The following is a 14828-nucleotide window of genomic DNA, read 5'->3' on the forward strand; positions in this document are numbered from 1 at the left end:
ATACTGCCATAACGCGTACAAAAGCTGAACTCAGGGGTTAAAAGGCCAGATCAGGGGAATAATGCTCAGCGACACCAACGCGGCCAACACGCTCATGGGGATGCCGAGGCGCAGGTAATCAGCCAGTCGATATCCACCTGGCCCCATTACCATCATGTTGGTCTGGTACCCCAGTGGCGTCATGAAGCTCGCCGAGGCCGCAAACATCACCGCGACAATAAATGGCAATGGGCTAACCCCTGCCATCTCGGCAATACTGAGCGCCAGGGGAAAGATCAATACTGCTGCGGCGTTGTTGGTGACCAGCTCCGTCACCAGCACTGTAATCAGATACACCAGGACCAGCGCCAACCAGGGCGACGCATCAAGCTGGCTGAACACGCCACCCACCAGCCACTGCGCAGCGCCGCTGCTGCTCATCCCCTCGCCCAGCGCAAACGACGCGCCAATCACCACCAGCACCGGCAAATTCACACTGACCATCATGCGCGCCCGGTTCGCCGTCACACAGCGCGTCCCGAGCAACAGGCCACAGGCAATCAATACCGACTCCAGCACCGATACCCAGCCCAGCACGTTAAGCAATACCATGCCGACCAGAATGGACACGGCCAGCGGTGCCTTGCGGAAATCCGGCGGCGCCGAATCATGCAACGGGCTCACCAGCATGAAATCCCGTCGATAACGGTACTGTTCGACAAACGCCTGACCGGTTTCCAGCAGCAATGTGTCACCCACCCGCAATACAATGTCGCCGACCTTGCCGCTGAGCCGCTCACCATGGCGGTTTACACTCAGGATGGCCGCCTGGTAATGCGTGCGGAAGGCGCTGTCACGCACGGTTTTACCTACTCCGGGAAATTCACGGCCCAGCACCACCTCCACCAGACAGCGCTGGTGATTGCGCAGCTTCAGCTTGTGCACACCACCGGCCGGCACCAGGCCATTGATGCGCTGCAGCTCTCGTGCACACTCCGGCGCACCGATAAAGACCAGCCGATCCCCTTCCGCCAACGACATATCCGGCGACACCGCCGTATAAAGATGCTCACCGCGCTCAACCTCCGTCAGGTAGCCATGGGCCAGATTACGCAGCCCGGCCTCACGGATGCTCCGCCCCGCCAGTGGGCTTTTGGGCGCCACATTCATTTCAACACGGTATTCGCGCGCGTTTTCCAATTGCTCCATCAGGCCGTCACGGGCCGGCAGCATACGATGGCCGATCAACACCAGATAAGCGCCACAGACCAGCAACAACGGCACACCCACCCAGGCAATATCAAAGATACCAAACGCTGGCAGCCCGTTTTTCTGTACCAGGCCATCCACCACCAGGTTGGTACTTGTGCCAATCAGCGTACAGGTGCCCCCGAGGATCGCGGCATAACTCAACGGCAGAAGTAGACGTGACGGCGACAGCTTCAAACGTTGCGCCCATTCCTGCACTGCGGGAATCATCATCGCCACGACGGTGGTGTTATTCAGGAACGCACTGAGTAACGCCGTCGGCATCACCACGCGCCCTAACGCACGCCCGAGCGTCGAGGGTTGGCCCAGCAACCGATGGGCCAGCCAATAGATCGCGCCAGTGTCACGCAGGGCCGCTGCCACCACATACAGCGCCGCGACCGTCATCAGGCCCGGATTGGCAAAGCCCGACAATGCCTGCGCGGGTGATACCACGCCTGTGAGCAACAACATGGCCAGTGCAGCCATCATGATCAGGTCGGCGGGGAGGCGATTGGTGGCCAGCAAGGCCAGCACACCCAGTACGCTCAGCAGGGAAACTGCGATATCAAACGTCATGCAGGCCCGGCCCGGTCATACCGCAAGAGCCATGACAGCGCGTAACACGTCACAGGTCCTGGCAATCTCGGCTTCTGTAAGCGTGGGATGCACCAGAAACATCAGACTGGTTTCCCCCAGCTCACGCGCCACCGGCAGCCGCTCCGCTGGCCGCCAGGGCGTGCCATCGAACGCCTTTTCGAGATAGACCTCTGAACAGGAGCCTGAATAACAGGGCACGCCACGGGCCACGATCTCGGCGATGATGCGGTCGCGGTCCCAGCCCGGCTTGAGCTGGTCGGGCTCCACAAACACATAGCACTTATACGCAGCATGAACGATGTCATCCGCCACGGCAGGCACTCGCAGGCCTGCAAGCGCCCGGGCAGTTGTCCAGATGCGCTCTGCGTTCGCGGCGCGTTGCGCCTGCCAGGCCGGCATACGCTGCAACTGAATGCGCCCGATCACCGCCTGCATTTCCAGCATGCGCCAGTTCGTGCCGAAGCTTTCATGCAACCAGCGGAAGCCCGGCGGGTGCTCACGCTCATACACCGCCTCCCAGCTTTTGCCGTGGTCCTTGAAACTCCACATGCGCGACCAGAGCGCCCGGTCATTGGTGGTGACCATGCCCCCTTCCCCGCCGGTCGTCATGATCTTGTCCTGGCAAAACGACCAGGCGCCGATATGGCCGATACTCCCGACGGCGCGCCCCTTGTAACGCGCGCCATGGGCCTGGGCGCAGTCTTCGATGACCTTGAAATCATGTTCACTGGCCAGCGCCATGATCGGGTCCATGTCGCAGGGCATGCCGGCCAGGTGCACACAAATGACGGCCCGTGTCCGGGGCGAGAGCACGGCCTTGATGGTGTCCGGGGAAATGTTCTGGGAATCGCGGTCCACCTCTGCAAACACCGGCACGGCGCCTGCGTTGACCACGGAAGACACTGAAGCGAGGAAGGTCCGGGGCGTGACGATCACCTCGTCCCCTTCCCCGATGCCCAATGCTTGCAGTGCCACATCCAGCGCCACGGTGCCGTTGGCCAGCGCTATCGCGTACTCGGTTTCCGCGAACGCCGCAAACTCCTTTTCAAAGGTACGGCATTCCTGACCGGTCCAGTAATTGACTTTATTCGAGAGCAGGACACGGGATACCGCGTCGGCTTCTTCCTGAGTGAAGGAAGGCCAGGGAGAGAATGGGGTGTTGAGCATGGTGGAATCCGTCAGGTATCGGGTAGTAAAACAAGAATCTCTCGGTCAGCTTTTAAGAATACTCATTGCTGAAAACGTTACTGCGTCACTTCGACTCCAAAACCATACATGCTGCATAGTCGCCGCTTGGCACAGCACGGTCTTTCGTTTAATGCGGCAGGACATTCTGTTTGGGAAGCATCGAGGTTAGCCAGAACGTTTACGCCATGCTTGCGGGTCCTTTCTGGCATGAAAAACTGCGGCAATAATCACACGATCATGTTTAACCAGATAAAATAGCCGATAAGGAAAGCGCCTGATTGGAATACGCCTTATTTCTTTATGAATCGGTTGATATATCAGTGGGTTTCTTCTCAGTTTACCCAGCGCCTCTTCGAGGCAAAGCAGGAAATCGTGACCAAGACCTTCTCTTTTTTCCTCGTAGTAATCGAAACATGCGTCAATATCAAACTCTGCCTCTTTCCGGAAAGTGAGCCTGTACATCATTTCTTTGACAATATCCGGGCCTTGACCTCCGACCATGAATCGCCTTCGTCCTGGTCTATTCCGAACTCGGAGAGCCGACGATCAAGCTCTTCCCTCTGAGCCTCAGAGAGAGGGATATCTGCATTTTCCGCAACGACGCTATCCCACAAAGCCTCCGCGAGCAGAATTCGTTCAGACACTGTAAGAGATTGAATTTCCATAGGATATCCCTTATATCACACAAGCATACCTGAATCTTACCGCATACTCAGTGGACCTAACCAGCCCCCCCGGCTGCTGGAATACAAGCGCCATTCGAATTCTGACCAATCGGCAGCAGACCGGCTCCCCCACAAAAGATGCCCACCCGATACAGGCCTTGCTGACCTTGCTGAATTTAGTATCAAACCCTCCTGATAGAAGCACGCGCTACACTTGCCATGCGGCCGCCGATGCGCAGCCAGCAAGGACAGTAGTGCGCCGCGCCCACAAGAGAAACACTCAGGCAGCTCATATAGGCATAGTTAATCGGAAAATATCCGACTATCTACGCATAATTAACAGAAACGGCCCTTATGTCGAACTTTCGGAGGTATCAGGCAAAATATACCATCACATCAGGCGCGCGACCTATGAAAGGTTGTGAGCCCGTTGGGTTGGTAAAATAAATACGGAGCAGGAAATTTCTGTCAAAACTCCAATTAGCATAAAAAGTGATCACCAGCTTGAAAAAAAGGTTTCGTAGCGCCGCTGCTTGCCTGGAACACACGTCAGAAGATTTCGCTCTCGAAATCAGGACGAGTCGGAATGGCAACCTGCGGCAGGGAGGCCTTGGTGGCCATCTGCAAGAAATCCTGTCGCCAGTAAGGCCAGGCAGTCAACACAACCTGGCGCAGGGTCTCAGCCCCTTGAGCCTCAATATCAAAACTCTCTGGTGCCACAAAAACCAACCCGTAGTCTGCCTCGACACTAGCCGCTACATTCTTCTCGTCTGAAGCAAGGGTCCATCTGAGCCCTGTACTCACTATATAGCGGACGAGCGTGCGGTCGTTTTCCTTAGGCAACAAAGTGCAGGATCTGACCCCTGCTTTCATCTCAATCCTGTATTCTGACCAATCAGCTACTACCGGGAAAAAATCATCTTTCATGGCCAGGACATGCCCACGAAGAGCGATATCCACGAGTTTCAGTTGCATCAGTGCCTCCACTCCGGCGCGCTACACTCAACCGGTCGCCACTCTACGGCACGCGTCGCTCGGGGTGGCTCCCCGATACGCCTCAACATGGCAACAAGGCGTTCGCTCACCTCCTCTTCTTCATTCATATGTCGCCTGAAGGCAGTGAAACCGTCCAACATGGACACATAAAACACCAGATCTTTCCCAAGCGAGTCAAGTATCGCGATGTCCGGCTTGGAAACGCTCTCAGTCAGCACTAGCTCAGGTGTCTCTCCCGACAGAACTACCCTCGCCTCAGGTACCGCATCAAACACACGCAACAAACGATCCATCGCCTGTGACTGAGCCACATCGTCCGCTTCGTACTTCGCGAAAGCCACTGGTCCGCCGCCGAAAACCTCGGCGGCCCGCTTTTGGCTCAGCCCGTGCCGCTCGCGTATGGCCCTGATCTCGGCGCCTGTCAATAAGCCTTCCGCCATCTTGCGAAAGGCCAAGCGCTGTCGCTTGTTGTCGCGCTCTTGCTCGGGGGTATGGAAACTGCACCCGCACGATGCGCACTCTGTAGCACGAATCGGCAGCGTCCTCATAAATTCGCCCGCCTTGAGCGCCACATCCTCCACCACTTCGACGAGCTGATCGCTATCGCACACAAGGCATTTATTTATTGTCATATGCAGCCTCACGAAGAAGTATGACAAGAAACCATGTAAATCAGCATCTGCCTGGCCCCTATGCACCCCCTTTTACAAACAAGGAAACGCAGTGCAATCGCAGGCCGACCAGAGCGGAGGCCGGCACCAACCCAACCCATCAATCCCGTTTGCCACGCCCTCTGTCGCTCCCCCCGAACGGCGCGACGGTCGCCTCCCCTTCCTGGCTGATGCCATCTCGTTTGAAGACTTTCCAGATCGTCAGAAATAAAATGCGGATATCCAGCCACAGCGAACGGTTGTCGACATACCACACATCTAGGTCAAACTTTTGTTCCCAGCTTATGGCGTTGCGGCCGTTGATCTGCGCCCAGCCGGTGATGCCGGGGCGGACTTCGTGGCGGCGGCGCTGGTGGTCGTTGTAGAGGGGAAGATATTGCATCAGTAGCGGACGCGGGCCGACCAGGCTCATTTCACCGCGCAGGACGTTGAGCAGTTCGGGCAGTTCATCCAGGGAGGTGGAGCGCAGGAGACGGCCAAAGCGGGTTAGCCGTACGTGGTCGGGTAGCAACTGGCCATTGGCGTCGCGCTCGTCCGTCATGGTGCGGAATTTGTACATGCGGAAGGGTTTGCCATTCAGCCCAGGACGGGTCTGGATGAACAGGACTGGGCGGCCAAGTTTCAAGGCAACGCACAACGCAATGAGCAAACCGGCGGGCATGATCAACGGCGCAGAAAGAAGAATAAGAGCAACGTCAAAAATCCGTTTCACTTCTGGTAACCCTTAAAGAGAGAGATAATCTATCCGCGAGCCCTTGGCCTAGCTGGCACACCCACCACACAGGAACCTGGCGGTATATCCGATACCACCGCCGCACAAGCGCCCACTGTAACGTCACTACCAATGACAGTCCCTTGCCGTACCACTGCGCCTATCCCCACCCAAGAATGAGTTCCCACAGACACATTGCCCGCTAGGTTAGCACCAGGGCTGATATGCACAAAGTCATCCAGCCGACAATCATGGTCCACCGTGGCGCCGGTATTGATGATCACCCCTTTGCCAAGAGTGGCATCCACATTGATCACCACGTTGGCAAAGACAACCGTACCCGGACCCAACGTGGCATAACGGCTGATCTGTGCGGAGGGATGGATCAGTGTAGCAAGCTTGGCGCCCCTGGCCTCGAGTTCAAGCAGCCGCTCGGCGCGGACCTGGTTGTTGCCGATGGCCACGACGATGCCATCGAACTCATCCAGGCGATGGTTCAACTCGTCCAGGCTGCCTTCAATGGGCCAATGGCTGCTTTGGGTGATACCGGGCCAGATATTGTCGAAGAATGACACACGGAACCCCAAAAGTTCTGCCATATCAGCAACAACCTTGCCGTGACCGCTTGCACCAAGCAATGCAAGGCTCTTCATGCGATACTCCCATCAGGCCGAATCCGATTCAGGACTTTATCGATAGACAGGCTATATGCTCCGATAGAGGTTCAGAGCAAGTCATCTACTTTTAGCAACAGTTTCAAAAATTTCAACAAAACGTCTCACCCCCACTTCGCAAGCCAGGTTATTTTTATACCAATCCATTCCACGGCGTCCCATTGCAGCACGTTCCTCAGGGGGAACGCGATAGAAGCGCAATGCCGTATCCGCAATTGATACCGCATCTTCCGGCTCTGCCACCTCGCCACAACCCGACTGAACAACAAGATCCGCCGCATCACCACGGACCGCCATAAGCAAAGGCTTTCCAATAGCCATATATGCCTGGGTTTTTGAGGGTACAGTGATTCTGAAAAGCGGGTCGTCCCGCAAATGAACAAGCAGTACATCTGCTGCCGCCAGGACATTGCCTACCTGATTCATAGGCATTCTCGGCAAAAATAGGATATTTGAAGGAGACACCCGGGCAGCGACATCCTTCAGCCTTTCGACCTCAATTCCGCCGCCCACGAAAACAAACTGAATTTCCGGCTGAATCGTCGCGACACGCGCTGCGGCTTCGATAACGGATTCCAGTCCTTGCGCCTTTCCCATAGTACCAGCGAAGATAATATTAAACCGGCCTACGAGAGACGCCGGGAATTCGGGGGCATCAGGGAGTGACAAAGCCCCCCCGTCACACCAGTTATGCACAACGTGAATTTTTTCCTCTGGAACTCCCCGGTCCACAAGGAGCCGTTTAAAACCTGGAGAGAGCACAACCAGAGCAGCTGCGCGTCGATACACCCATTTACAGATCCAGCCAATAACCGACAGCGCCCGCTGGTTATTAAGCATACCGGTCGCTTTCAGCGTATCCGGCCACATGTCCTGGATGTCGTAAACAATCGGTGTTCGACGGAAGAATCCGACCAACGCCGCTGACATGCCGACTGTCAAAGGCGGATGATATGCGTATATGACGTCTGCCTTACGTGTCCCGAAAATACCAAATACCAATGATGAAATGGCGAAACTTATATAATTCAAGGCACGCCGAACAGCAGAACCGTCATGGCTTGGATAAAGCGGAACACGACAAATATCCACACCTTCAATGCACTGTCGCTGTAACACGCGCATTCTGTAACCTGGATAAAGCGACCCTCCAGGGTAATTAGGGAATCCAGTAATAACCTGGACCTCATGCCCCTGTCTGACCAACTCCCGAGCGAATGCCTGCCCTTTAAAGGTTGGCTCCGGGTCATACCATTGTGTAATCAGAAGTATCTTCAAAACTCTTTCCACACCACACGCCGCACGTAATCCGTATAGCTCAATATGATACGGACAACCTTTTCACTGACATTGGGCATGCTGTAGTCTCCCACGATGCGCAAGGTCCTATGATCGCCACTTTTCTGGTGTTCCAGTATCTGCAGAGCCTGCAATACTCTCTCTGCCCCAAGCCCGGTCATCATGACCGCGGCTTCCTCCATACCTTCCGGGCGCTCGTGCGCCTCCCGCAGATTCAAAGCTGGGAAATTAAGAATGGAAGACTCCTCGTTTATCGTGCCGCTATCGGACAACACCGCCTTAGCAGCTATTTGGAGGCGATTATAATCAGTGAAACCTAGGGGTTTGAGCAGGCGAATAAGAGGATGGAAATCCACCCCTATCGCATCTATACGTTTTTGCGTTCGCGGATGTGTTGAAACAATGACAGGAAACCCGTATGTCTTTGCGACAGCATTTAGTGTTTCTATTAATCCAGTAAAGTTTCTGTCTGAATCCACATTTTCTTCCCGGTGAGCACTCACCAGGAAGTAACGCCCTTCTTCCAACTCCAGGCGCGTCAGTATATCTGACTGGGTTATCCGGTCACGATAATGATTCAGCACCTCGAACATTGGGCTGCCGGTTTTGATGACCTGGTCCGGAGGCAAACCTTCACGCAGGAGGTAGTCTTTGGCAATGGTGCTATAAGTCAAATTGATATCGGCGGTATGGTCGACTATGCGGCGGTTAATTTCCTCGGGAACTCTCATATCAAAGCAACGATTCCCAGCCTCCATGTGGAAGATAGGAACCTTGCGACGTTTCGCAGGAATAGCAGCCATACAGCTGTTGGTATCCCCCAGAACCAAAAGAGCTTCCGGCGAAACATCCGCCAACACGCGGTCCACCGCAATAATAACGTTGCCGATGGTCTCAGCCCCGCTAGCTCCGGCTGCGTTGAGGAAGTAGTCAGGCTTTCGTATGCCAAGATCATCAAAAAAAATCTGATTCAATTCATAGTCATAATTCTGTCCGGTATGAACCACGATGTGTTCACAATACCTATCCAAAGCAGCCATGACACGAGAAAGCCGGATAATCTCCGGCCTCGTCCCAACCACGGTCATTACCTTCATCTTTTTCACGTAAAGCTCCTCAGGGTGCCGTACCCACCGGCAAGGCGTAGGTATCTGGCTTCTCCCGGTCAAAGATTTCGTTGGCCCACAGCATGACAACCATCTCATCATCGCCGACATTGGTAATATCGTGTGTCCATCCAGGGACCGTCTCTACAATTCTGGACTCTTCACCGGAGACAAACAGTTCATAAAACTCACCGGACAGAATATGGCGGAAACGGAAGCATGCCTTCCCTTTGATTACCAGAAACTTCTCGGTCTTGGAATGGTGGTAGTGGCCCCCACGCGTAATACCGGGGTGCGCAGTAAAAAATGAGAACTGACCTGAATCCCAGGTTTTTAGCATTTCAACGAACACACCACGCTGATCCGCATGTCTCGGTACCTGGTAGTCAAATTTTTCCGGTGGAAGATAACTGACATAGGTTGAATATAGTGCTCGAACCAAGCCAGAGCCAACCGGCTCAGTAGTCAAGCTATGCCGGCTATCCCGGAATTTTTCCAATTGCGCCGCCAGTTCGCCCACGGTGATACGATACTGAGGAGAAATTTCCGCAAAAGGAGTGCCGGATTTCTTACCTTCCATTACCGCCACAAAATCATCCACAACGTCATCAACGTAAACCAAGGTAATCTGTGCTTCGGCATTATTGATACGGATAGGCAAATCACGAGCGATATTATGACAGAAAGTGGCTACCGCCGAGTTATAGTTCGGCCTTGCCCATTTTCCAAACACATTCGGCAGACGATAGATGTGTACCGGAAAACCGTCCTGGCGCAAGGCCAGCAAGGCCTCTTCTGCGGCACGCTTGCTATGGCCATAAGGGTTGTCCTGTGCCGCCTGTGTTGAGGAGGTATAAAGCACTGGCACCTTACGCCCGGCGCTTTCCAGCGCCCGAGCCAGTGACGCAGTGATGTCAAAATTCTCCTGAAAGCCTTCCTCCTGCGGAGGGCGGTTGACACCAGCCAAATGAAAAACAAATTCTGCCTGCGCCACCAGGCCAGGCAGGTCTGCCGGCGAAGAGTTGCGGTTAAAGGTGAGAATTTCTATATCTTTTCGTTCTGAAAGATAGACGGACAGATTCTTGCCTAGAAAACCTTCTGAGCCGGTTATCAGAATCTTCACTGGATGCACTCCATTGCACTCATTCTTCGGGGGTGGCATGCTCGCCGCGCTGAATTGCCCGGATAAAGTCCAGCTTCAGCAACAATTCCTGCATGCCAGCTACATCAAGTCTCTGTGTATTGTGTGAATTGTAATCTTCGCTTCGGGAAATTTTTTCTTCCCCCTGCTCTACGAACTTGGCGTAGTTTAAATCACGCAGATCCGGCGGCACTCGGAAGTAGCTGCCCATGTCTTCGGCGCAAGCCATTTCCTCCCTGCTCAGCAGAGCCTCGAAGGCCTTTTCACCGTGACGAGTACCAATCACCTGTATCGGATAATCAGGCCGCCCCAGCAGATCAGTAAGTGCGCTGGCCAGGACATCAATCGTTGCCGCCGGCGCCTTCTGGACAAATATATCCCCGTTATTACCGTGCTCAAAAGCGTAAAGCACCAAATCCACAGCATCAGCGAGCGTCATCATGAAACGCGTCATGGTGGGGTCGGTAATCGTCAGCGGCTTACCTGCACGTATTTGTTCAACAAACAACGGAATGACAGATCCTCTGGATGCCATAACGTTGCCATACCGCGTACCACAAATTACCGTGCCGAACCCTTCGAGGTTACGTGATTTAGCCACCATGACTTTTTCCATCATGGCTTTGGAAATTCCCATGGCGTTAATAGGGTATACGGCCTTGTCGGTACTCAGGCATACCACTCGCTTCACACTGTTCTGAATAGCAGCCTCCAACACGTTCTCGGTGCCGATTACGTTTGTTTTGACTGCTTCCATCGGATGAAACTCGCAGGATGGAACCTGCTTAAGCGCCGCAGCATGGAATATGTAGTCCACACCACGCGTAGCGTTTAATATGCTTTGATAATCACGCACATCACCAATATAGAACTTCAACTTATCGGATACATACCGCTTCCGCATGTCATCTTGCTTTTTCTCATCCCGACTGAATATCCTTACTTCTTCAATACTGGAAGATAAAAACCTGCGCAAAACAGCGTTACCAAACGATCCTGTCCCACCAGTTATGAGAAGCTTTTTTCCATCAAAAATCATCATCCGCTCCCGCCTATCGCTCCATAACGCAATTATGGCAGCCACAGGACAAATTAAACTCCATGGATTATACCGAAGCAAAAAACCTGACTAACTAGAAAATAATCCTATGTATGCTTTCCTTGAGGAATCCAGATCCAGCTCGGAAAGAATGTAATCTCTGCATCTAACACCGATAGCAGTTAGCTCTTTATTCTTCTTACACAAAAGAGCCGATAATGCAGCTACGGCTTCTTCCAAATTTTCCGGGTCCACCACCTGGCCACCAAAATCGGAAACGCCCAACCACGGAAGTCCCGATGACATGACAATGGGCAAACCGTTAAGCATTGCTTCAACAGCTGAATGGCAGAAATTTTCAGACAACGCAGGATGAAAGTAGATATCTGCACCACAATAGTACAACAATAAAGACTCTCTATCCTTTTCACCGACAAACTGTACATTATCAATGTCCAGCCTGCACATTATTTCCATAAGCTGGCTGTAATACTGCTTGTTTTCTATCGGGCCAACAACGATAAAGTCAGCAATACCCTTGAAGTGCTGCGCGGCATGAAGCAATAACTCATAATTTTTTATAGGAGAGACTCTTCCCACACTTAGCACTCTTTTTACGGTTCTGCTTTCGCGTTCTCCAGATGGCAACACATCCCTCTCCTGGAGCAAGCGAAAGTCAGGTAAATTCGGCACTACCATATATTGAAATTCTTCGCCGAACAAAGCGCGAACACGATTTTCTTCATGAACACTTGTGAGGTGAAGAATGGATCGCTTTCTAATCAAGAACAGGAAGAACCTAAACACATTCATATAAATCTTCTTGGTTTTTTTCTTGTTTGATACCGCCGCCTCAAATAATTGACCTCTAATAGATACAATCAACTTCGCTCTGGGAAAAAACAGACACAGCAGGAGCGGGATCAATGAAGAAAATGGATCATAAAATGCGTTTATTGATATAGTAGCCTTTCCCCTAGCCTTTATTAGTTCAAAAAGCAAAACAAAAGGAACAGAAAACTTCCCACAGGAAATATACGTAAGATCGGCAGGAGCGAGGTCACTCTTGTTAAAATAGAGCCGTGTTCTATCTATATCGCGCTTGCTCGTAATGACAGAGACGTCCATACTCGGCGATAAGCATAGAGCCAATGATGTACAAGTAACTGCGGGCCCTCCAGCCTTAAAAGCAGGATAGAAATATGGGGCAAGCATTATAACTTTTTGCATGCTTTTCATCGACGCCAGGGTACTGTGGGAGGGATTGCTGCATCAGAAACGATGCATTCCAGGAAGTATTCAGCGATAGCATCTGCAGAAATAGCGCGTTCAAAGAAGGATATGATTTGAGATGGGTGAAACTCCATGTTCAACATCTTTTCCATGGAAGATGCAAGATCCTCATAACTGCCGGAAGAAAAAACTTCTCCATTTAGCCCACTTCTAATAACAGATTTAGCGCCGCACGCGTCGCTGACCAGACAAGGGATGCCTGCGGCCAAGCATTCATTGACTACATATCCCCAGCCATCATGTCTAGATGGAAGAATCAAGCAGTCATAGTCCTTGAAACGCCTCTTTAACTCCTGATTATCCACAACGCCCAAGTAGTTTATATTCGCCAGTTGGCCCATTTTTTCTGCCAACTTTGGTTCCATACACCTTCCAATCACACTAAACTCGTAACGCGGATAATTGCTGGCTGCTTGCAGATATATATCTATACCTTTCTGGCTCTCCACTCGGCCAATATAAACGAATTTCCTTAAAGCTACCGTATCGCTATTCTTCTTCTCTATTCCCGTCGGCCCGGCATATAGGAACTCATAAACCGGGTACGCTCCAGAAGATAAAGCCTCCACCCATTTTTTTGTATTCTCACCTATGCAAAATATACCATCTATAATACTGGATCTATATTTCAACCAGAAAGAGTACTTGATATTTCTCAGAAATCCCTTCAGCCCGTTTAAGTTCGGTTTTTCAGTAAGTAGATACAGCTTTCCCTTTGCGGCGCTTACTTTTTTCATCACGTTATCAAAATCGCGATATACACCCAGGCCCGATACCACGTGAATTCCTGACCAATCCAGACTTTCTTCGTCAATGCGATCGAACGAGATCACCGTCACACTGTTCAATTGCGGGGGCAACCATCCCTCGTCGACTCTAGCACTGATCTTACTGTCCCTGACAATAAGACAAACGTCAGATTTGCTGGCCAATGCTTCCAAAAGATCGGATTGGTGAATTGATAAGGTATTTTGCCAAAAGTAAATGGGGCTCATAGCTTCTCACTTTTTGTCTCGTCATTGAGAAGCAAGCCTGACACTATCAACCAATGGAAGAATCCCACCCCCCCCATAGAAAATAACACCGCCTCACCAATATTTACGGAAAGAATGGAAACAAAGACAGGGATGGCAAAGAAGTAATTAACCGACCTGCGCATAGCACGAAGTAACGATATTAAGAAAAAGCAGAACAACAGGAGTCCTGGAAAACCGACTTCTTCCAAAAGCGCAATGAAAGCCACACCCTTTTCGACCGTAAGAGAGATCGGTAGGCCAAAGAGCGGATCATAAACAGCGCCACTCAGGTCTTTGTCACTAGGAATGCCAAAACCTATACCTAGCAACCAGTTTTCACTGATATTATCAAATGATTTATCGAGTATGTAACCTCTGCTCAGGTAAAAGCCTTCTCCCAAGCTTACGGCATCGTATCCTTTGAATACTATTGCTTCCATTCCCTCGCTAAATCTGGCGCTTCTGCTTTCATCCAGCTGCACCAAGGAGAAACCAGCGAGGAAAACGGGAGCGAATATAGCCGTATAAACGAAACCTCGTTTTATATTATTTTTAAAGAATAGGAATATCAGAGATACCAAGCCCAAGCCTAACGACAACATCGCTGTTCGTGACTCAGTCATGATGATAAAAAGGCAACCAATCCCCACCCAGCCGATAATCCTGGGGTTGGCTTTGCGAAGCTCGTCAAAATTCATAGCTATCATAGCAACGACTAGTGGAGAAAGGACAATTCCAAAAGCTTGCGGGTGTTGAGTGATACCCTGAAAGCCATGACCATTTCTCTCATATCCTATTCCACTGAATAGTGCAATCAAGGAAGTTATAATTAGGAATTTATAGAATGAATCCAACAAAAATTGGAAGCGCTCAGATGTCCAGTCAGTGCCCGGCTTTGAGAAAATGATTATTGATGATGATATAAAGGCATAGAAAGAGAATATCTTAAAAGCCGAGATCAAGAAACTTTCACTAGAAAAAGATGACGCCAATAGCCCCCAACCAAAGAAGGCCGATATCCATAGCACAGAGCGAGGCACACTTTTGTTTTTCAAAGCTATATAAATAGCAAAGAAAAACAGAGCAAATGTTGGAAGCCACTTTGTTAGCGCGTCTAAATCAATATCTTTCGAAATGGCAGGGTTGACAAATGATGAAAACCAGCCTCCCAACAAGAACGAGTATAACAAGAATATTCGTC

Annotated in this window: 15 protein-coding genes; all 15 read right to left on the bottom strand. The window is 51.5% G+C overall.

Annotated elements, in window-relative coordinates:
* Positions 1-30 precede the first annotated feature (30 nt).
* The gene (locus tag S7S_RS10575) at positions 31-1806 is read right to left on the bottom strand and encodes an SLC13 family permease (protein ID WP_008735141.1); all 1776 of its coding nucleotides are present in this window, start codon (positions 1804-1806) and stop codon (positions 31-33) included.
* Between the two features lie 15 nt (positions 1807-1821).
* Positions 1822-2994: a DegT/DnrJ/EryC1/StrS family aminotransferase gene (locus tag S7S_RS10580; RefSeq protein ID WP_008735140.1), complete on the bottom strand. Its 1173-nt coding sequence runs from the start codon at positions 2992-2994 to the stop codon at positions 1822-1824.
* 186 nt (positions 2995-3180) lie between these two features.
* Positions 3181-3516 (bottom strand): type II toxin-antitoxin system RelE/ParE family toxin, encoded by a 336-nt coding sequence (locus S7S_RS19280; protein WP_236555921.1) that lies wholly within the window; start codon positions 3514-3516, stop codon positions 3181-3183.
* On the bottom strand, positions 3477-3680 hold the full coding sequence (locus S7S_RS20190; protein WP_008735138.1) for an addiction module protein: 204 nt from the start codon (positions 3678-3680) through the stop codon (positions 3477-3479). Before S7S_RS20190 ends, S7S_RS19280 begins: the two co-directional genes overlap by 40 nt.
* A 549-nt stretch (positions 3681-4229) precedes the next feature.
* A complete protein-coding gene (locus S7S_RS10590; protein WP_008735137.1) occupies positions 4230-4655 on the bottom strand; it encodes a hypothetical protein in 426 nt (141 codons plus the stop codon).
* Positions 4655-5308: a type II toxin-antitoxin system MqsA family antitoxin gene (locus S7S_RS18865; protein ID WP_008735136.1), complete on the bottom strand. Its 654-nt coding sequence runs from the start codon at positions 5306-5308 to the stop codon at positions 4655-4657. Before S7S_RS18865 ends, S7S_RS10590 begins: the two co-directional genes overlap by 1 nt.
* Positions 5309-5447: 139 nt before the next feature.
* The gene (locus tag S7S_RS10600) at positions 5448-6059 is read right to left on the bottom strand and encodes a sugar transferase (protein ID WP_035203880.1); all 612 of its coding nucleotides are present in this window, start codon (positions 6057-6059) and stop codon (positions 5448-5450) included.
* A gap of 29 nt (positions 6060-6088) precedes the next feature.
* Positions 6089-6712, bottom strand: a complete 624-nt coding sequence (locus tag S7S_RS19285; protein WP_082027689.1) for an acetyltransferase — start codon at positions 6710-6712, stop codon at positions 6089-6091.
* Positions 6713-6793: 81 nt separating this feature from the next.
* Positions 6794-8011, bottom strand: a complete 1218-nt coding sequence (locus tag S7S_RS19290) for a glycosyltransferase family 4 protein (protein WP_008735132.1) — start codon at positions 8009-8011, stop codon at positions 6794-6796.
* Positions 8008-9129, bottom strand: a complete 1122-nt coding sequence (gene wecB, locus S7S_RS10615; RefSeq protein ID WP_238582967.1) for a non-hydrolyzing UDP-N-acetylglucosamine 2-epimerase — start codon at positions 9127-9129, stop codon at positions 8008-8010. Before wecB ends, S7S_RS19290 begins: the two co-directional genes overlap by 4 nt.
* Positions 9130-9148: 19 nt before the next feature.
* On the bottom strand, positions 9149-10261 hold the full coding sequence (gene wbjC, locus S7S_RS10620) for a UDP-2-acetamido-2,6-beta-L-arabino-hexul-4-ose reductase (RefSeq protein WP_008735130.1): 1113 nt from the start codon (positions 10259-10261) through the stop codon (positions 9149-9151).
* A gap of 19 nt (positions 10262-10280) precedes the next feature.
* Positions 10281-11321 carry a polysaccharide biosynthesis protein gene (locus tag S7S_RS10625; protein ID WP_008735129.1) on the bottom strand — a complete coding sequence of 347 codons (1041 nt, stop codon included), beginning with the start codon at positions 11319-11321 and terminating at the stop codon, positions 10281-10283.
* A gap of 87 nt (positions 11322-11408) precedes the next feature.
* Entirely contained in the window at positions 11409-12548 is a 1140-nt protein-coding gene (locus tag S7S_RS19295; RefSeq protein ID WP_169745561.1) for a glycosyltransferase family 4 protein, read from the bottom strand.
* A gap of 5 nt (positions 12549-12553) precedes the next feature.
* Positions 12554-13606, bottom strand: a complete 1053-nt coding sequence (locus S7S_RS19300) for a glycosyltransferase (protein ID WP_082027691.1) — start codon at positions 13604-13606, stop codon at positions 12554-12556.
* On the bottom strand, positions 13603-14817 hold the full coding sequence (locus tag S7S_RS19305) for an O-antigen ligase family protein (protein WP_169745562.1): 1215 nt from the start codon (positions 14815-14817) through the stop codon (positions 13603-13605). Before S7S_RS19305 ends, S7S_RS19300 begins: the two co-directional genes overlap by 4 nt.
* Between the last annotated feature and the right edge of the window lie 11 nt (positions 14818-14828).

Source organism: Isoalcanivorax pacificus W11-5 (assembly GCF_000299335.2).
Lineage (GTDB): Bacteria > Pseudomonadota > Gammaproteobacteria > Pseudomonadales > Alcanivoracaceae > Isoalcanivorax > Isoalcanivorax pacificus.

Coding starts and splice junctions, on each gene's coding strand:
- S7S_RS10575 (WP_008735141.1), bottom strand. CDS start 1,806: ATGACGTTTGATATCGCAGTTTCCCTGCTGAGCGTACTGGGTGTGCTG.
- S7S_RS10580 (WP_008735140.1), bottom strand. CDS start 2,994: ATGCTCAACACCCCATTCTCTCCCTGGCCTTCCTTCACTCAGGAAGAA.
- S7S_RS19280 (WP_236555921.1), bottom strand. CDS start 3,516: ATGGTCGGAGGTCAAGGCCCGGATATTGTCAAAGAAATGATGTACAGG.
- S7S_RS20190 (WP_008735138.1), bottom strand. CDS start 3,680: ATGGAAATTCAATCTCTTACAGTGTCTGAACGAATTCTGCTCGCGGAG.
- S7S_RS10590 (WP_008735137.1), bottom strand. CDS start 4,655: ATGCAACTGAAACTCGTGGATATCGCTCTTCGTGGGCATGTCCTGGCC.
- S7S_RS18865 (WP_008735136.1), bottom strand. CDS start 5,308: ATGACAATAAATAAATGCCTTGTGTGCGATAGCGATCAGCTCGTCGAA.
- S7S_RS19285 (WP_082027689.1), bottom strand. CDS start 6,712: ATGAAGAGCCTTGCATTGCTTGGTGCAAGCGGTCACGGCAAGGTTGTT.
- wecB (WP_238582967.1), bottom strand. CDS start 9,129: ATGAAGGTAATGACCGTGGTTGGGACGAGGCCGGAGATTATCCGGCTT.
- S7S_RS10625 (WP_008735129.1), bottom strand. CDS start 11,321: ATGATGATTTTTGATGGAAAAAAGCTTCTCATAACTGGTGGGACAGGA.
- S7S_RS19295 (WP_169745561.1), bottom strand. CDS start 12,548: ATGCAAAAAGTTATAATGCTTGCCCCATATTTCTATCCTGCTTTTAAG.
- S7S_RS19300 (WP_082027691.1), bottom strand. CDS start 13,606: ATGAGCCCCATTTACTTTTGGCAAAATACCTTATCAATTCACCAATCC.